The organism is Aliivibrio sp. S4MY1 (genome assembly GCF_028765545.1).
In the GTDB taxonomy this organism is placed as follows: Bacteria; Pseudomonadota; Gammaproteobacteria; order Enterobacterales; family Vibrionaceae; genus Aliivibrio.
In genome coordinates this window covers 1-17,619 of sequence record NZ_JARACP010000006.1, presented here as the reverse complement: position 1 = coordinate 17,619, position 17,619 = coordinate 1, and the positions used below count along the sequence as shown (strand labels likewise).

The following is a 17,619-nucleotide window of genomic DNA, read 5'->3' as shown; positions in this document are numbered from 1 at the left end:
CCAATGAGTTACAAATCAAAAAATATTTATGAAAATAATAATAAATTTTTATATATTTCAGTCAAATCCAGTTAAGTTTTATATGCACTTCCCGATAACAAATTAAGCCTTATAAAAATAATGAATAGTAGGCTCTATTTTTAGCAAAATTAACCCATGGATTTAGGTAGTATAATGAAACTAAAACATAAGCTAATAAGTGCAAGTGTACTCGCTGTCGTAATTACTGCATCTGCATTAACTTGGTTTGCTTCAAGCCAATTATTCGAACAAACTCGCAACGGGGTATACTCCCGAGCTGAAAGTGTTACTTCTGCAGCAACGACGGGGATCTCAAATTGGATTTCAATTAAAGCTGAAATCGCACATGCCACTAATGACTACACTCAAACAGAAAATATTATCTCCTTTTTGCAGCTAAGCCGTAATGCTGGTAGATTCGATGATATTTTCTTTGGTACCCCAGGTGGGGATATGTACCGATCTCATCCTGAACGTAACCGTGCTGATTATGATCCTCGTCAACGCCCTTGGTATCAAGAAGCCCAACGCGAAAACAAACAAATCATCACTTCCTCTTACCAAGATGCTATCACTCAATCATTATTAGTTACTATTGCTGAACCAGTTTACAAAAACGGAACCTTCCTTGGTGTAATTGGTGCGGATGTTCTGATCGACCAACTAATCAACGATGTAATTAGTTTGGACGCAGGTAAAGACACTATCACCATGTTGATTGATAGTGATGGGACTTTCTTAGCACACCCAAACAAATCATTAATAAAAAAAGAAGTAAACAGCTACTTTTCTGATATGACCCCACAAAGTATTCAAGAGTCAATCAACAAAAACACTATCGAATTTGCTGAAATTAATGGAGACAGTAAGTTAGTGTATTTTGCTCAAGTACCAAATACCCATTGGACATTTGCGATTGAAATGACACAAGCAACTGAAGAAGCTGGTCACTCAGCCCTTCTTCGTGAAATCATTTTATTAAGTATCGTGTTAACCATTATTGTTGCTATCGGTGTAACAATGCTAGTTAATATTTTATTTAGAGATCTAATCCGAGTTTCAGACGCATTAGCAGAAATCTCATCGGGTGAAGGGGATTTAACACAACGCTTAGAACCACATAGTGATGATGAAGTCGGTCAGCTTGCCATTAACTTCAATACGTTTGTTGGTAATATGCATTCAATGGTTCGCCGTTTACGTGACATTTCAGTAACACTAGCAAATCAAGCGAATTCTACTGCCGAAAGTGCTGAGGAACGCAATGTACGAATCCAACACCAAATGGATGAAATCAATATGGTTGCTACTGCAATTAATGAAATGGCGGCAGCAACTCAAGAAATTGCAGGAAATGCAGATAACACAGCACAAACAGCAGAAGAAACAGTTACGGCATCAAATCATGGGGCTAAGCAAGTGAGTCAAAGCCAGCACTCTATTGATAACCTTGCCAAAGAAGTTGAAACAGCAACTGGGGTTATTGAAGAACTCCACCACAACGCTCAAAACATCAATACGATTCTTTCTACCATTCAAAACATTGCCGAACAAACAAACTTACTCGCACTAAATGCCGCAATTGAAGCAGCACGTGCAGGTGAGCAAGGCCGTGGTTTTGCTGTAGTTGCAGATGAAGTTCGAATTTTAAGTCAACGCACTCATGCATCGACTCAAGAAATTCAGCAAATGATTGAAACACTGCAAGGAACAACACAAAAAGCCGTAGGGATTATGGAAGATAGCCAAAATCTCGCAAATACTAGTGTCGAAGATGCACAATCGGCATCAGCAAGTTTGCTGCAAATTACGAATTCAGTAACTCAAATAAGTGATATGGCCGCTCAAATTGCGGCGGCTGCAGAAGAACAATCCTCAGTAACAGAAGAAATCACACGGAATACTGAAGCCGTACGTGATGTATCAAATGAATTAACTGAAGAAACAAAGCAATCTGTAATTCAAGCATCAGAGCTATCAGATCTTTCAAATGAGTTAAAACAAGAAATAGACCGATTCAAATTGTAAACTCATAAGAAACCTTTCCTTCGAATTAAAGACAGAATACCACTTCACATTCTGTCTTTTTTTTTCAGAAAACCAAGATAAAACCAGCCAAAAAGAAATTAATCCTGTTAGATATTGTAAAAAAACAACACGCAATAGTTACGTGCTACACACAAGCAATTGATTAAATAACAAAAAATAACAAACCAGCCCCTTACCTACCACTTTGGTGTAGTTTTATTTCGTAATTGATCCACATCATATCGACATATTCATTCATAATTCATCATATCTATATATCAAAGATAATAGGAATCCTTATGAGCAAGATGAAGTTAGTCATCATCGGTAATGGCATGGTTGGTCATCGCTATATCGAAGATTTAGTAGATAAAACCGACGTTCAAAGCATGGACATCACGGTGTTTTGTGAAGAGCCTCGTGTCGCTTACGACCGTGTTCACCTTTCTTCTTATTTTTCTCATCATACTGCAGATGAACTTTCTCTTGTAAAAGAAGGATTCTACGAAAAGCACAACATCAATGTGTTACTTGGTGAACGTGCTATTAATATCAATCGTGAAAAACAAACCGTTTACTCAAGCACTGGTCGTGAAATTCAATACGATAAACTAGTTCTTGCAACGGGTTCTTACCCATTCGTTCCACCAATTAAAGGTAACGACGGTAAAGATTGTTTTGTTTATCGCACTATTGAAGATCTTAAATCTATTGAAGCAACAGCAAAAAACAGTAAAAGCGGTGTTGTCGTTGGTGGTGGTTTACTTGGTCTTGAAGCGGCTGGAGCATTAAAAGCACTTGGTGTAACAACTCACGTTGTTGAATTTGCACCGAAATTAATGGCAGAACAACTTGACCTTGCTGGTGGTAATCAACTTCGTCAAAAAATCGAACGCATAGGCGTTAACGTTCATACAAGCAAAAATACGCTTGAAATTGTTCCGGAAGGTAAAGATGCACGTAATGTCATGCGCTTTGCTGATGGCACAGAGCTAGAAGCAGATTTCATCGTATTCTCAGCAGGTATCCGCCCTCAAGATAAACTGGCTCGTCAAATGGGTCTTGGTATTGCTCCTCGCGGCGGTATCGAAATCAATGATAACTGCCAAACTACCGATAAGAACATTTACGCAATTGGGGAATGTGCTTCTTGGAATCAAACCTTCTATGGCTTGGTTGCTCCTGGTTATAAAATGGCAACAGTTGCCGTTGACCACATTTTAGGTAATGACAGTAAGTTTCAAGGCGCAGACATGTCTGCAAAACTAAAACTGCTTGGCGTTAAAGTTGGCTCTATCGGTGATGCTAATGGTCGCACTCCTGGTTGTAAGAGCTACGTTTACCAAAATGAAGAACAAGAAGTTTACAAGCGTCTTATCGTTTCTGAAGACAACAAGAAGCTACTTGGTGCGGTAATGGTGGGAGACACATCTGACTATGGCGATCTTCTGCAACTTATGCTGAATGAAATCGACCTGCCAGAACACCCTGACGCTCTTATTCTACCAGCACACGCTGGCGCAGAAAAACCAACACTAGGTGCTGACTCACTTCCTGAATCTGCGGTTATCTGCTCATGCTTTGATGTAACCAAAGGCAAAATCGCTCAAGCGGTTGCAGATGGTCATCATACAATGGCTGATATTAAAGCGGTAACAGGCGCTGGTACTGGCTGTGGTGGCTGTATCCCTCTAGTTACCTCTGTACTTAATGCAGAATTAGCAAAGTCTGGTATCGAAGTTAAGAGTGACGTGTGTGAACACTTTGCTTATTCTCGCCAAGAGCTATTCCACCTTATTCGTATCGAAGAAATCAAAACGTTTGATGAACTTCTAGAAAAATACGGCAAAGGTTACGGTTGTGAAGTATGTAAACCTCTTGCTGGTTCTATCCTTGCTTCTTGCTGGGGTGAGCACATCCTTAAACCTGAACTAGTAAAACTGCACGATACCAACGATAACTTCCTAGGTAACATGCAAAAAGACGGTTCTTACTCTGTTATCCCTCGCATGGCGGGTGGCGAAGTAACACCTCAAGCACTAAGCGTTCTTGCTGATGTTGCAGCAGAATACAACCTGTACACCAAAATTACAGGCGCACAGCGTATCGGTCTATTTGGCGCTCAAAAAGATGACTTACCAGCAATCTGGAAGAAGTTAATCGCGGCTGGTTACGAGACTGGTCAAGCTTACGCAAAAGCACTTCGCATGGCTAAAACATGTGTTGGCTCAACGTGGTGTCGTTACGGTGTTCAAGACTCTGTAGGCCTAGGCATAATGATCGAGAACCGTTATAAAGGCATCCGTACTCCTCATAAGATGAAGTTCGGCGTGTCTGGATGTACTCGTGAGTGTGCTGAAGCCCAAGGTAAAGACTTAGGTATTATCGCAACTGACGCAGGTTGGAACATGTATGTATGTGGTAACGGTGGTATGAAACCTCGTCACGCGGACTTACTGGCAAGCGATTTAGACCAAGAAACACTTATCAAATATATCGATCGTTTCATGATGTTCTACATTCGTACGGCTGCACCACTACAACGTACATCGGTATGGATGGATAACCTAGAAGGCGGTGTGGATTACCTACGTGAAGTCATCGTAGATAACAAACTGGGTATCAACGAGCAATTGGAACTGGATGTAGCAAAATTAGTGAATAACTTTGCATGTGAGTGGACAGATACAATAAACGACGAAACCCAACTTAAGCGTTTTGCTCACTTTATCAATACTGATGAGCGTGATGAGAATGTTGTGTTTGTTTCTGATGGCCGTGAACAACACCGCCCAGCAACTTTTACAGAAAAACACCCAGAAGCAAAGGGTGACATCCTACACGTAGCAGCAACTGAATAAGAGCGAGAGAGTTAATTATGACTTCTAAATTCGTAAAAATCTGTCAACTAGAAGATATCATTCCAGGTACAGGGGTTTGTGCTCTTGTGAATGGTGAGCAAGTTGCCGTGTTTCGTCCATCAAAAGGCGAAGACGTATTGGCAATCAGTAATACTGACCCTTACTTCCAATCAAATGTTTTATCACGTGGTTTAATTGTTGAACACCAAGGAGAGCTTTGGGTGGCTAGTCCCCTAAAGAAACAGCGCTTTAATCTTACTACAGGTGTGTGCATGGAAGATGAGCAATTTAACGTTAAAGCATATAAAACTCGTATTACTAAAGGTGCAGTAGAAATCTCAGCTTAGTTACTTACGTTAGATTTAATAGCTTAAAGGCTTGCTGTTTCTCAACAGTTGAGAAACAGCGAGTCTTTCACTATTCAATTTAAACTTTAATTTTTTATAAGGACACATTCATGTCTACTATTGACTTTAAACCAGCAGAATTTGTACAAACCATGATTAATGTTGGTGAAGCAAAAGTAAAAACAAGCACTCGAGATCTTCTAATACGAAGCACAATGGCTGGTATTATTTTATCTCTGGCGGTGGTTGTTGCTATTACGACCATTGTACAAACTGGTGTTGGTATCGTTGGTGCACTTGTCTTCCCTGTTGGTTTTGTTATTTTGAGTGTAATGGGTTATGACCTAGTCACGGGAGTGTTTGGTCTTGCTCCATTGGCAAAATTTGATAACCGTCCTGGCATTACTTGGGGGCGCATTTTCCGTTGCTGGGGTATTGTTGGTCTAGGTAACCTTGTTGGATCATTAATTGTTGCTTATCTTGTTGCGGTTTCTCTAACAGGTAACTTCTCTTTAGAGTTAAACGCGGTTGCGAAGAAGTTTATCGCAGTATCGACAGCCCGTAGCTTAGGTTTTGAAAATATGGGCATGGATGGTTGGATCACGTGTTTTGTCCGCGCTATTTTCTGTAACCTAATGGTATGTTTAGGTGTGATTGGTAACATGACAGCTCGCACAGTGTCCGGCCGTGTAGCAATGATGTGGTTCCCAATCTTTATCTTCTTCGCACTAGTATTTGAGCACACAGTAGTAAACATGTTCCTATTCCCACTAGGTATGATTCTTGGTGCTGATTTCGGTATCGCTACATGGTTGAACTTCAACCTTATCCCTACTATTTTAGGTAATATTGTTGGCGGCCTACTATTTACTTGTATTCCTCTTTATCTTACTCACGCAAAAACAGCACCATCACTGGATGCTAAGTAATTAGTAACGAATAAAGTTAGTTATAACTCATTCAAATTAAATCACTCTTAATCAAGTATTAAGGGTGATTTTTTTTATCGACTCTTACATACTAGAGTAAAATAAAAACATAATGCAGGAATCTATTATGCCAAGTATTCAAGCTCAATCTGAGCAACACAAACAAACCGGACTTGTTTCTCTTGTTGGCGCAGGTCCTGGTGATCCTGAATTATTAACCATGAAAGGTTATCGCTTAATTAAAGACGCTGATGTTCTTGTTTATGATCGTCTAGTATCCAAAGAAATTTTAGCGCTTGCGAACGATAAAGCAGAAATGATTTATGTTGGTAAGAAACTTGACTTTCATTTCGTTCCACAAGATAAAATTAACCAAATACTGGTAGATAAAGCACAAGAAGGTAAACGTGTTGTGCGGCTTAAAGGGGGCGATTCATTTATCTTTGGTCGAGGCGGTGAAGAGTTAGAAACCCTGGCTGAAAACGGTGTTCAATTTGAAGTAATTCCTGGTATTACCGCCGCTGCTGGGGCTACCTCTTATGCTGGTATACCCCTTACCCATCGAGACCATGCACAAAGTGTCCAGTTTATTACCGCTCATGTTCAAAAAGACGGAGCAGAAATTGAATGGGACGCTTTAGTTCGTTCAAACAATACCTTGGTTTTCTACATGGGGTTAAAGCAATCTCCACACATTTCAACCCAGTTAATTGAGCATGGATTAGCAGCAGATACGCCTTGTGCTATTATTGAACGTGGTACAACACAAAAACAAAAAGTATTTACAGGTACCATTTCAGAATTAGCTCAAATGGCAAAAAAAGCCATTAGCCCGTCATTAATTGTTGTAGGTAGTGTAACGACATTACATAAAAAACTAGATTGGTTTTCACCAAACTCAGCAGATACTGAATAAGCATTTAAACCAAACACAAAAAAGCCCAAGAAAGTTATCTCTCTTGGGCTTTAATTTATCTAGTTACTCTCAATATTATTTAATATCGATGTGCTCAAAACCTTTAATTAAATCATCTAGCGCTTTCATTTGTTTCAAGAAAGGTTCTAGTTGATCTAACGGTAATGCTGAAGGACCATCACACAGTGCTTTATCTGGATTCGGATGCGCTTCAATAAATAGACCTGCAATACCTGTTGCTAAACCCGCTTTTGCAAGTTCTACTGTTTGTGAACGACGGCCGCCAGACGCTTTACCACTTGGATCACGGTTCTGTAGAGAATGCGTTACATCAAAGATGATTGGGCTACCATTTGACGCTTTTTTCATTACACCAAAACCAAGCATATCAACCACTAGGTTGTCGTAACCCATGCACGAACCACGCTCACAAAGAATGATATTTTCATTCCCACACTCTGCAAACTTATCAACAATATTGCCGACTTGATCTGGGCTCATAAACTGTGGTTTCTTAACGTTAATCACAGCACCAGTTCTTGCCATCGTCTCAACTAAGTCTGTTTGACGAGCAAGAAAAGCAGGTAGTTGGATTACATCCACCACATCAGCTACAGGCTGAGCTTGTGCTTCTGTATGAATATCCGTAATAATTTTAACGCCAAAAGTATCTTTCAACTCTTGGAATATTTTTAAACCTTCTTCCATACCAGGACCGCGGTATGAATGAATTGAAGAACGGTTTGCTTTATCAAAAGACGCTTTAAATACGTAAGGAATACCTAATTTATCAGTAATTTCTACGTACGTCTCACAGATTTGCATTGCAAGATCACGAGACTCTAATACGTTCATACCTGCAAATAAGGTAAACGGCTTATCATTTGCGACATCGATATTGCCAATTTTTACTGTTTTTTGATTTTGCATTATCTTCACTCTTAATGGAGAACGGTAGGATGTTGTTGTAATAACAGTTGAACTTGCTCTTTCACCAATAGTACTGATGGATCATTTGGGCACTGCTCAATAAAATATTCTAAATCGCTTTTTGCAACTTCATTACAGTGTAGTTGTTGATAGATTAATCCTCTATCACGAATTTCAAATGGGTCATCCGGCACCATAGTCAGTGCCAAATCGCTGCATGTTAATGCAAACGCAAATTTTTTCTCTCGAATACAAGCCGTTTTAATCACCGCAAGTAAACGCCCAATTAAGGTCACATTATCAATAGACTCAAGGTGTACCGGCAAAATTTTTGCTAACGGACCACCGTAACCGATTAACCAAGCCGTCATTAAATGCTCACCGATATACTGACCATCAAACGGGTTTATATAGCGAGTTTCCTTATTTGGCCAATCCACTCTTAAAACGAGTTGAGTTGGGAAGTTGATAGCGCTGACAGGAAGGTTTACATAGTCACAAAGATATAAAAATAGAGCACCCAAAGTAACTGGAATGCCTTTTTTAGTATCAATCACATGATCAATAAACGCGTTTTCAGAGTTAAAGTAGGTATAAATATCACCTTGATACCCCCATTCAACATAAAAAAGTTGAAGTAACCGATCTAAACGTTCTTCGTCATTGAGTTCATGAGCTAATACTTGCTCTGCTTCTACGCACATTTCTTGCAGTTTGGTGTCAACCCATTGCTTTTGTATGCTTGGATTAATAGCAACATTAAGTGCTAAAGCGCCTTCAACAAGACTCAAGCTTTCTAAATTTTCACCAAATAACTGCAACATGATTACCCCAGAAATGTTGGCACTTTAGTCACTGCAATCTTAGCGGCAACCATTAGCCAACCTAACGCTCCAAGAAAAGCAAAGGTCTTAAATACTTTATTTTTACCATTGTTTAGTGTGACAAAAGCTAAGGCGATATAAACCATTACACACGTTAGTTTTTCTGTTAACCAAGGCGCAGAGCCGGTAAATGGAATAAACCCAGTAATAAAGATAAGCGCAATACCACTCAATAGCATTGCAGAGTCAACAACATGAGGCACTCGCTTTAAAAACGCTTTATTGCGAAGGTCTGAATCAACCATCATCAATACGTAACGAACGACAAATAATAATACGCTACAAGCGATCATAAATAGATGTATGTGTTTAACAGCGGTATACATGAATTATCCTTTATTCTCTGTGTTTACTGTCCATTGACCTAAAGTTACTCGGTCATTGCCAGCATAATCTTTCTCTGTTTTAACATTAATGAAACCATACTCGATAAAGTAATCACGTAATTGATTACCTTGCTCAAAGCCATGCTCCATTAATAACCAGCCGTTATCAATAAGATGTTGACGACTATGATCAATAATATGAAGTAAATCAGCAAAGCCTTTTTGCTCTGCTACCAAGGCTGTTTGAGGTTCAAAACGTACATCACCTTGAGATAGGTGAGGATCATTACCATCAATATAAGGAGGGTTACTGACTATAATATCAAATAGGTCCTCCTGAGAAATTGGAGTAAACCAACTGCCCTGACGAAATTCAGTATTAGTAATGTGATTATCTTTTGCGTTTCTTCTTGCTAATTCAACCGCATCATCTTGATAATCGACACCCATTACCTTCAGCTTTGGTAGCTCAGAGGCAATCGCAAGAGCAATAGCTCCAGTACCTGTCCCTAAATCCAAAACACGACTAGACGACTCAGTAAGAAGATCTAAAGCGACTTCAACTAAACGCTCTGTATCAGGTCTTGGGATCAGTGTTGTTGGTGATACTTTAAGTGGTAATGACCAGAATTCACGATATCCCACAATATAAGCAATAGGTTCACCAGCAAGACGTCGTTCTAGTAAAGCATCAAAATTACTCAGCTCTTCCTCTGATACCACTTTTTCTGGCCAAGTAAGTAAATAACTTCTTGGTTTATCAAGAACATGACACAACAGCACAGCAGCATCAACTTGAGGAGAATCACTCCCCTCAAGTACTAATGATTGAATTGAGCGTTTCAACAACGCTTCAATAGATAAGCTCATTAGTTATTTTCAGCTAATGCAGCAAGTTGATCTGCTTGATATTCAAGAACAACAGGTTCAATCAGCGAAGCTAAGTCACCTTCTAGCACTTCGTTCAAGCGGTAGATAGTTAAGTTGATACGGTGATCAGAAACACGACCTTGTGGGTAGTTGTAAGTACGAATACGATCAGAGCGGTCACCAGAACCTAGTAAGTTACGACGTGTATCTGATACTGCTTCAGCACGACGAGCTTGTTCAGCTTGAATAATACGAGCAGCAAGAACCGACATCGCTTTTGCTTTGTTTTTATGTTGTGAACGCTCATCCTGACACTCAACAACCGTACCGGTTGGTAAGTGAGTAATACGGATTGCTGAATCAGTGGTGTTAACGTGCTGACCACCCGCGCCTGATGCACGGAAGGTATCAATTTTTAGATCTGCCGCTTTAATTTCTGGAAGATCCGCTTCTGGGATCTCAGCCATTACCGCTACAGTACATGCAGAGGTATGTACACGACCTTGTGATTCAGTCTCAGGAACACGTTGTACACGGTGGCCGCCTGATTCAAATTTTAATACACCATAAGCGCCATCGCCGCTTACTTTTGCAATCATTTCTTTAAAGCCACCTTGCTCAGAAACATTCGAGCTCATGACTTCGATGCGCCAGCCCTTTTTCTCTGCAAAACGAGAATACATGCGGAAAAGGTTACCCGCAAAGATACCCGCTTCATCACCACCCGCACCCGCACGGATCTCTAAGAAACAGTTACGCTCATCATTTGGATCTTTTGGAATAAGCAATACTTGTAGTTCATCAGTAAGACGCTCAATCGCAGCTTTTGCTTCTTTAATTTCTTCTTGCGCCATTTCACGCATTTCAGCATCGTCTTCTTGCGCCATCTCTTCAGCGGCAACTAAGTCTTCTTGAGCTTGCTCATATGCTTGGAAACACTGTGTCACTTCTTCCAATTGAGAGTATTCACGAGATAAAGCTCGGAATTTATTTTGATCACCAATAACACCTGGATCCCCCAATAAATGCTGAACTTCTTCATAACGCTCAACCAGCGTTTCTAGTTTTACTCGAATTGATGCTTTCATAATAGTATTTATTCTTTTCTTTATGTTGGTAGCGAACGCTACACTTAGTTGTCTAGACCAATACTTTGACGTATAACAGTAAGTTTTTCTGACTCACCATTTTTGGCGGCCTTCTGCATAGCAAGTGTTGGTGCATGAATGAGTTTATTTGTTAATTTATTACTTAATTCTGCCAAAACTTTTTCTGCATTTTGACCAGAAGCGAGCGCTTGAATACTTTTTTGCAATAGTTCAGTTCGAATCGCTTCTGAATTATCACGGTATTCACGAATACTCTTAACTGCTTGACGCGAGCGGATCCAAGTCATGAAGCTTGCACTTTCTTCACTGACAATAGCTTCGGCTTGAATCGCTTCTATTTTTCGTTGCTCAATGTTGTGATCGATAATTGACTTAAGATCATCAACAGAATACAGATAGGCATCATTTAACTCAGCCACTTCTCCCTCAATATCACGAGGGACCGCAATATCGACAAACAACATTGGCTGATGTTTGCGTTGCTTTAAAGCGCTTTCAACCATCCCTTTACCAATAATTGGCAATGGGCTAGCGGTAGAGCTGATAATAATATCGGCTTTTGATAAATGTTCTGGGATTTCTGGAAGACTAATAACATCCGCATTAAATTGCTCTGCAAGCCCCATGGCTCTTTCGCGAGTTCGGTTAGCAACAATCAATTTTTTACAACCAGCAGCATCTAAATGCTTAGCAACTAACTCAATGGTTTCACCTGCCCCAACTAAAAGGACCGTAGACTCAGCAAGGGATTCAAAAATTTGACGAGCTAAAATACAAGCAGCATAAGCAACAGATACCGCATTACCACCAATATTGGTTTCTGTTCTGACCCGTTTGGCTACAGAAAAATCACTTTGAAATAGTTTTTCAATAGTTCCCTCTACTGCATTACGCTCACGCGCATCAGCGAAGGCTTTTTTTACTTGACCTAAAATCTGTGGCTCACCTAATACTAATGAATCTAAGCCACAAGAAACACGCATTAAGTGTTTTACTGCCGCTTGTTCTTCATAAACATAGATGCTTGGCATCAACAAATCTAAAGAAACATCGTGAAATTCAGCTAACCAGTTAATGACATAGCCACTACTGATCCCCATTTTCACTTCGCAATAGATTTCAGTTCGATTGCAAGTCGATAAAATCACGCCGCTTTGAATCGCATCACTATTTTTTAGTTCATCTAATGCTCTAGTTAATTTATCAGGAGAGAAAGCAACTCTCTCACGTAAATCAACTGAGGCTGATGTATGATTGATTCCAATAACAAGCAATGACATTCGGCAAACAGACCAATAAAAAAATAACAAGGGCGGATTTTACTTGATGCCGTCCAATTTTAAAAGGCATAGGGGCTATCAGGAGAGAAATTAGTGAGCAATAAGCACTATTTGTATCCAAATATTCAAAGAATTTGCTACAATCTGATACCTACTTTAGATTAAACATGAGATTTTTAATGACGCGTCCTCATTTTACTCGCTTTCCATTCGTTATTCTTATCTTAACTCTTTTTCTGAGTGCTTGTTCTAGTGTTCCTTTAACGCCACAACAATCGACTAATTGGAATAAGCATCAAACTAAACTACAAGAAATAAATGAGTATAAAGTCACTGGAAAAATTGGCTATAAATCTCCAGAACAACGTCATAGCTTAAATTTCCAATGGACTCAAAACCAAGACAATAGTGAGCTGTTATTAACCACATTTTTAGGGCAAACGGTTCTCAAAATTTCAATGAATCAAGGCAATACCGTTGTAGAAACGGGAGACAACCAAACTTTTGAAGGTACAGACCCTGGACGACTTATTTACGGTCTCACAGGTCTTAATATGCCGATTGCTTATCTTGGTGATTGGATAAAAGGATTACCTACCGCAGCTGATGACTTTCAATTAAATGAATTAAATACCATAGAGCACTTATCAAAGCAGGTTGGACAAACTAACTGGCATCTACGCTATAACAGCTATAGCGATAATGAACAGCTCCTATTGCCAAATTCAATGACGCTTACTCAACAAAACACCACAATTAAAATCATTGCTTCAAATTGGATTGTTTCTCAATGATAAAAAATTACTCAATGATAAATACCTCTACTCGCTGGCCTTCTCCTGCGAAACTCAACCTATTTCTTTATATTAATGGTCAACAAGAAAATGGCTATCATGAACTTCAAACGCTATTTCAGTTCATCGATTTATGTGATTACCTAACAATTACGCCCAACAAAACCGGTCAAATCACTTTATCTCCAGATATTCCTGGGGTTAAAACAGAAGATAATTTAATCTGGAAAGCAGCAACTCTTCTCCAGCAGCATACTTCATCCGTACTCGGTGCTCATATCGAAATAGAAAAAGTACTTCCTATGGGAGGAGGTATCGGTGGTGGATCTTCTAACGCTGCCACGGTTTTAGCTGCTTTAAATTTTCTTTGGCAGTTGAATTTATCCAACAATACTCTTAGTGAATTGGGCGTAAAATTGGGAGCAGACGTCCCTATCTTTGTTCACGGTTTTTCTGCATTTGCAGAAGGTGTTGGTGAGAAATTACAACCAGCCACCCCTAAAGAGTTATGGTACGTATTAATTAAGCCAAACGTCAGCATTGCAACCGTTGATGTATTCACTCACCCTGACTTGATTAGAAATACGCCAAAACAGTCACTTAATGCACTTTTAGACGCTCCGTACGAAAACGATTGCGAAAAAATTGTCAGAAGTGTGTATCCAGAGGTTGATTACCAACTTTCATGGCTGTTAGAATATGCGCCATCAAGATTAACCGGAACAGGCGCTTGTGTTTTTGCTGAATTTAACAGCGAAAAAGAAGCACAAGAGGTTTATTCCTTAATCCCTGATAATGCAACCGGATTTATTACTCGAGGTATGAATACTTCGCCACTCAACCACAAACTGGAAGAGTATAAATCATTATGCAAAATATAAAATTCTCACAATTTGGACGCAACCCTGAGGTTTCCACCGTGCCTGACATGAAGCTATTTGCTGGTAATGCAACTCCTGAACTAGCGCAACGTATCGCTGATCGACTATATATTTCACTTGGTGACGCTACTGTCGATCGTTTTTCTGACGGCGAAGTAGCTGTTCAAATTAACGAGAATGTACGTGGTAGTGATGTTTTCATCATTCAATCTACATGTGCCCCTACTAATGACAACATCATGGAATTAGTAGTAATGATCGACGCACTTCGTCGTGCTTCTGCTGGCCGTATCACTGCGGTAATCCCGTACTTTGGTTATGCTCGTCAAGATCGTCGTGTACGTTCTGCTCGCGTACCAATCACTGCAAAAGTTATTGCTGATATGCTTTCAAACGTTGGTGTTGACCGCGTTTTAACTATCGATCTTCACGCTGAACAAATTCAAGGTTTCTTCGACGTACCAGTAGACAATATCTTCGGTACTCCTGTACTGCTTGATGACATGTGCACTCGTGGTCTAGAAAATCCAGTTGTTGTTTCTCCTGATCTAGGTGGTGTTGTTCGTGCTCGCGCAACAGCAAAAGCATTAGGTGATGTTGATATCGCTATCGTTGATAAACGTCGTCCACGTGCAAACGTATCAGAAGTAATGAACCTAATTGGTGATGTTGACGGTCGTGACTGTGTTATCGTTGATGACATGATCGATACTGGCGGTACATTATGTAAAGCAGCTGAAGCACTTAAAGAACGCGGTGCTAAACGTGTATTTGCTTATGCAACTCACGCTGTATTCTCTGGTTCAGCAGCAGAAAACATTGCAAACTCGGTATTAGACCAAGTTGTTGTTACTGACTCGATTACTCTATCTAAAGAAATGGCAGCAACAGGTAAAGTAACTGAACTGAGCCTTTCTCGCATGCTAGCTGAGGCGATTCGTCGTATCAGCAATGAAGAGTCAATCTCTGCAATGTTTGATCACTAGTCAAACAAAAATCTATTCAAACGCCCTGCTATATGCGGGGCGTTTTTGTATTTGGATTTCTTGTGTTAATATGGCGCGCCTTTTTAATGGGACATACTAATACCATTAATTTTCTTTCGTTTCTTTTATACGAATAAGTTTATTAATGATATTGGTATCCAAATAGAGAGATAAGTCTTTGAGTAATCAAATCAAACTTCTTGTTGGACTAGCAAACCCTGGTCTTGAGTATAAAAGAACTCGCCATAATGCAGGGGCATGGGTCGTTGAAGAACTCGCTCGTATGCACAATGTTTCACTGCGAGAAGAAGCTAAGTTCTTCGGATTAACAGGGAGGATCCAAAGCAATGGCCAAGATCTTCGCTTATTGATCCCAACAACATTTATGAATTTATCAGGTAAAGCTATTGCTGCTGTAGCTAAGTTTTATCAAATAAAGCCAGAAGAGATCTTAGTCGCTCATGATGAGCTAGATCTTCCTCCTGGTGTTGCCAAATTCAAAAAAGGTGGTGGTCATGGTGGCCATAATGGCTTACGTGACACTATTAGCAAATTAGCCAATACGAAAGAGTTTTATCGACTTCGAATTGGTATTGGTCATCCTGGCCATAAAGACAAAGTTGCCGGTTTTGTTTTAGGAAAAGCGCCTACCAAAGAGCAAGAGTTAATCGATGCTGCTGTAGATGAGTCTACTCGCTGTCTAGATATCTTGCTTAAAGACGGGTTAAGTAAAGCACAAAATCGTTTACATACATTCAAAGCTGAATAAGTAATTAAATAAATTTCTATTTAGCTTGGTATAACTAAAGATAAGGTTTACATCATGGGTTTTAAATGCGGAATCGTTGGTCTTCCAAACGTTGGTAAGTCAACACTGTTTAATGCACTAACTAAAGCAGGAATCGAAGCGGCAAACTTCCCTTTCTGTACTATTGAACCAAACACAGGTGTGGTTCCGGTTCCTGATCTACGTTTAGACGCATTAGCTAAAATCGTAAATCCAGAGCGTATTCTTCCAACTACAATGGAATTTGTGGATATTGCAGGCCTTGTAGCTGGCGCATCTAAAGGCGAAGGTCTAGGTAATAAATTCCTTGCTAACATCCGTGAAACTGATGCTATTGGTCATGTTGTTCGTTGTTTTGAAAATGAAAACATTATTCACGTAGCTGGTAAAATCTCACCAATTGAAGATATCGAAATCATCAACCTTGAACTTGCTTTGGCTGATTTAGATTCATGTGAACGTGCAATCTTCCGTCAAACGAAGAAAGCAAAAGGTGGCGATAAAGACGCTAAGTTTGAAATCTCAGTACTTGAAAAACTGCTGCCTGTATTCACAGAAGGTGGAATGGCTCGTACTGTTGAACTAGCAAAAGAAGAAATCGCAGCTGTTTCTTACCTGAATTTCTTAACACTAAAACCAACAATGTATATTGCTAACGTTAGTGAAGATGGTTTTGAAAACAACCCATTCCTAGATATGGTTCGTGAATACGCAGAAAAAGAAAACAACGTAGTTGTTCCAGTATGTGCAGCTATTGAATCTGAGCTTTCTGAACTAGATGATGAAGATCGCGAAGAATTCCTTGCTGATATGGGCATCGAAGAACCAGGCCTAAACCGTGTGATCCGTTCTGGTTACGAACTACTAACTCTACAAACGTATTTCACTGCGGGTGTAAAAGAAGTTCGTGCTTGGACTATCCCAGTAGGTGCCACTGCACCACAAGCTGCAGGTAAGATCCACACAGACTTTGAAAAAGGCTTTATCCGTGCAGAAGTTGTTGGCTATGATAACTTTATTGAATTTAGTGGCGAGAGCGGCGCTAAAGAAGCCGGCAAATGGCGCCTAGAAGGAAAAGATTACATCGTTAAAGATGGTGATGTAGTGCATTTCCGCTTCAACGTATAATAAAAAAGGCCAGCAAATTTGCTGGCCTTTTTATTACTTGTCTATATTTCAAACAGTTAAAAGCTATTATTCTTCTCACTTCTCATCAGTACCACTTCTTGTTTTCAACTCTTATCCCTATTCTTTTGCTCTTATTCACTCTTATTTGCATATAAAAAGTACGCTTTGATTAAATTCCGTTCGAACAATCAAAGATTTCATATTTTTTTCAAAAAAGTGTTGACGCATAAGCCTCTGGTACGCATAATGCGCTCCGTCCTCACCGATAAGACGGAAGAGAGACGAGTTAGAAATAAAGAAACAATTTGGCTACTTAGCTCAGCTGGTTAGAGCACATCACTCATAATGATGGGGTCACAGGTTCAAATCCCGTAGTAGCCACCATACAACTTTTAATTGATTTACCAATCGTCAATTAAAATATAGAATAACTACTCTTTGTAGATTAAGTGACTATCAGTCCTTAATAATCAAACAGTAGAATGCGGACGTGGCGGAATTGGTAGACGCACCAGATTTAGGTTCTGGCGCCGCAAGGTGTG

At 39.8% G+C, this 17,619-nt stretch carries 16 protein-coding genes and 1 tRNA gene; 11 read left to right on the top strand and 6 right to left on the bottom strand.

All coding sequences use genetic code 11. From position 1 onward, the window contains the following. Positions 1–174: 174 nt before the first annotated feature. From PVK71_RS08000 to cobA, 5 genes are all read left to right on the top strand, one after another. Positions 175–2,049, top strand: a complete 1,875-nt coding sequence (locus PVK71_RS08000) for a methyl-accepting chemotaxis protein (RefSeq protein WP_274417901.1) — start codon at positions 175–177, stop codon at positions 2,047–2,049. 299 nt (positions 2,050–2,348) lie between these two features. Further along, positions 2,349–4,910 carry a nitrite reductase large subunit NirB gene (gene nirB / locus PVK71_RS07995; protein ID WP_274417900.1) on the top strand — a complete coding sequence of 854 codons (2,562 nt, stop codon included), beginning with the start codon at positions 2,349–2,351 and terminating at the stop codon, positions 4,908–4,910. A gap of 17 nt (positions 4,911–4,927) precedes the next feature. Then, on the top strand, positions 4,928–5,257 hold the full coding sequence (gene nirD / locus PVK71_RS07990) for a nitrite reductase small subunit NirD (RefSeq protein WP_274417899.1): 330 nt from the start codon (positions 4,928–4,930) through the stop codon (positions 5,255–5,257). 110 nt (positions 5,258–5,367) lie between these two features. Next, positions 5,368–6,186, top strand: a complete 819-nt coding sequence (locus PVK71_RS07985; protein WP_274417898.1) for a formate/nitrite transporter family protein — start codon at positions 5,368–5,370, stop codon at positions 6,184–6,186. 127 nt (positions 6,187–6,313) lie between these two features. Next, positions 6,314–7,102: a uroporphyrinogen-III C-methyltransferase gene (gene cobA, locus PVK71_RS07980; RefSeq protein WP_130043081.1), complete on the top strand. Its 789-nt coding sequence runs from the start codon at positions 6,314–6,316 to the stop codon at positions 7,100–7,102. Between the two features lie 75 nt (positions 7,103–7,177). Here cobA and kdsA read toward each other — a convergent pair whose 3' ends face one another. Genes kdsA through hemA form a run of 6 tightly spaced genes read right to left on the bottom strand, consistent with a single transcriptional unit; the run spans position 7,178 to position 12,501 of the window. Then, positions 7,178–8,032, bottom strand: coding sequence for a 3-deoxy-8-phosphooctulonate synthase (gene kdsA / locus PVK71_RS07975; protein ID WP_274417897.1), 855 nt, complete (start codon positions 8,030–8,032; stop codon positions 7,178–7,180). An 11-nt stretch (positions 8,033–8,043) separates the two neighbouring features. Continuing rightward, positions 8,044–8,856 (bottom strand): SirB1 family protein, encoded by an 813-nt coding sequence (locus tag PVK71_RS07970; RefSeq protein WP_274417896.1) that lies wholly within the window; start codon positions 8,854–8,856, stop codon positions 8,044–8,046. A gap of 2 nt (positions 8,857–8,858) precedes the next feature. Continuing rightward, the gene (locus tag PVK71_RS07965) at positions 8,859–9,242 is read right to left on the bottom strand and encodes a SirB2 family protein (protein WP_130043078.1); all 384 of its coding nucleotides are present in this window, start codon (positions 9,240–9,242) and stop codon (positions 8,859–8,861) included. Between the two features lie 3 nt (positions 9,243–9,245). Further along, positions 9,246–10,112 carry a peptide chain release factor N(5)-glutamine methyltransferase gene (gene prmC / locus PVK71_RS07960; protein ID WP_274417895.1) on the bottom strand — a complete coding sequence of 289 codons (867 nt, stop codon included), beginning with the start codon at positions 10,110–10,112 and terminating at the stop codon, positions 9,246–9,248. Then, the gene (gene prfA / locus PVK71_RS07955; RefSeq protein WP_274417894.1) at positions 10,112–11,200 is read right to left on the bottom strand and encodes a peptide chain release factor 1; all 1,089 of its coding nucleotides are present in this window, start codon (positions 11,198–11,200) and stop codon (positions 10,112–10,114) included. Before prfA ends, prmC begins: the two co-directional genes overlap by 1 nt. 44 nt (positions 11,201–11,244) lie before the next feature. Beyond that, positions 11,245–12,501 carry a glutamyl-tRNA reductase gene (hemA, locus tag PVK71_RS07950; protein ID WP_274417893.1) on the bottom strand — a complete coding sequence of 419 codons (1,257 nt, stop codon included), beginning with the start codon at positions 12,499–12,501 and terminating at the stop codon, positions 11,245–11,247. A gap of 179 nt (positions 12,502–12,680) precedes the next feature. On the opposite strand from hemA, the gene lolB reads away from it, so the two are divergent. The 6 genes from lolB (at position 12,681) to PVK71_RS07920 (ending at position 17,461) form a co-directional block, all read left to right on the top strand. After that, positions 12,681–13,295, top strand: coding sequence for a lipoprotein insertase outer membrane protein LolB (gene lolB, locus PVK71_RS07945; RefSeq protein WP_274417892.1), 615 nt, complete (start codon positions 12,681–12,683; stop codon positions 13,293–13,295). A gap of 14 nt (positions 13,296–13,309) precedes the next feature. Beyond that, positions 13,310–14,176, top strand: coding sequence for a 4-(cytidine 5'-diphospho)-2-C-methyl-D-erythritol kinase (ispE, locus tag PVK71_RS07940; RefSeq protein ID WP_274418111.1), 867 nt, complete (start codon positions 13,310–13,312; stop codon positions 14,174–14,176). 38 nt (positions 14,177–14,214) lie between these two features. Continuing rightward, positions 14,215–15,162, top strand: coding sequence for a ribose-phosphate pyrophosphokinase (locus PVK71_RS07935; protein WP_274418110.1), 948 nt, complete (start codon positions 14,215–14,217; stop codon positions 15,160–15,162). A 178-nt stretch (positions 15,163–15,340) separates the two neighbouring features. Next, positions 15,341–15,931 carry an aminoacyl-tRNA hydrolase gene (pth, locus tag PVK71_RS07930; RefSeq protein ID WP_274417890.1) on the top strand — a complete coding sequence of 197 codons (591 nt, stop codon included), beginning with the start codon at positions 15,341–15,343 and terminating at the stop codon, positions 15,929–15,931. A gap of 54 nt (positions 15,932–15,985) precedes the next feature. Then, the gene (gene ychF, locus PVK71_RS07925) at positions 15,986–17,077 is read left to right on the top strand and encodes a redox-regulated ATPase YchF (protein ID WP_130043073.1); all 1,092 of its coding nucleotides are present in this window, start codon (positions 15,986–15,988) and stop codon (positions 17,075–17,077) included. 307 nt (positions 17,078–17,384) lie between these two features. Continuing rightward, a tRNA-Met gene (locus PVK71_RS07920) sits at positions 17,385–17,461 on the top strand. Positions 17,462–17,619: the final 158 nt, after the last annotated feature.

What these genes read in the sequence shown, in the direction of transcription:
- kdsA (WP_274417897.1), bottom strand. Translation starts at nt 8,032, where the DNA reads ATGCAAAATCAAAAAACAGTAAAAATTGGCAATATCGATGTCGCAAAT.
- hemA (WP_274417893.1), bottom strand. Translation starts at nt 12,501, where the DNA reads ATGTCATTGCTTGTTATTGGAATCAATCATACATCAGCCTCAGTTGAT.
- lolB (WP_274417892.1), top strand. Translation starts at nt 12,681, where the DNA reads ATGACGCGTCCTCATTTTACTCGCTTTCCATTCGTTATTCTTATCTTA.
- prfA (WP_274417894.1), bottom strand. Translation starts at nt 11,200, where the DNA reads ATGAAAGCATCAATTCGAGTAAAACTAGAAACGCTGGTTGAGCGTTAT.
- PVK71_RS07970 (WP_274417896.1), bottom strand. Translation starts at nt 8,856, where the DNA reads ATGTTGCAGTTATTTGGTGAAAATTTAGAAAGCTTGAGTCTTGTTGAA.
- PVK71_RS07965 (WP_130043078.1), bottom strand. Translation starts at nt 9,242, where the DNA reads ATGTATACCGCTGTTAAACACATACATCTATTTATGATCGCTTGTAGC.
- PVK71_RS08000 (WP_274417901.1), top strand. Translation starts at nt 175, where the DNA reads ATGAAACTAAAACATAAGCTAATAAGTGCAAGTGTACTCGCTGTCGTA.
- cobA (WP_130043081.1), top strand. Translation starts at nt 6,314, where the DNA reads ATGCCAAGTATTCAAGCTCAATCTGAGCAACACAAACAAACCGGACTT.
- ychF (WP_130043073.1), top strand. Translation starts at nt 15,986, where the DNA reads ATGGGTTTTAAATGCGGAATCGTTGGTCTTCCAAACGTTGGTAAGTCA.
- nirD (WP_274417899.1), top strand. Translation starts at nt 4,928, where the DNA reads ATGACTTCTAAATTCGTAAAAATCTGTCAACTAGAAGATATCATTCCA.
- prmC (WP_274417895.1), bottom strand. Translation starts at nt 10,112, where the DNA reads ATGAGCTTATCTATTGAAGCGTTGTTGAAACGCTCAATTCAATCATTA.
- ispE (WP_274418111.1), top strand. Translation starts at nt 13,310, where the DNA reads ATGATAAATACCTCTACTCGCTGGCCTTCTCCTGCGAAACTCAACCTA.
- nirB (WP_274417900.1), top strand. Translation starts at nt 2,349, where the DNA reads ATGAGCAAGATGAAGTTAGTCATCATCGGTAATGGCATGGTTGGTCAT.
- PVK71_RS07985 (WP_274417898.1), top strand. Translation starts at nt 5,368, where the DNA reads ATGTCTACTATTGACTTTAAACCAGCAGAATTTGTACAAACCATGATT.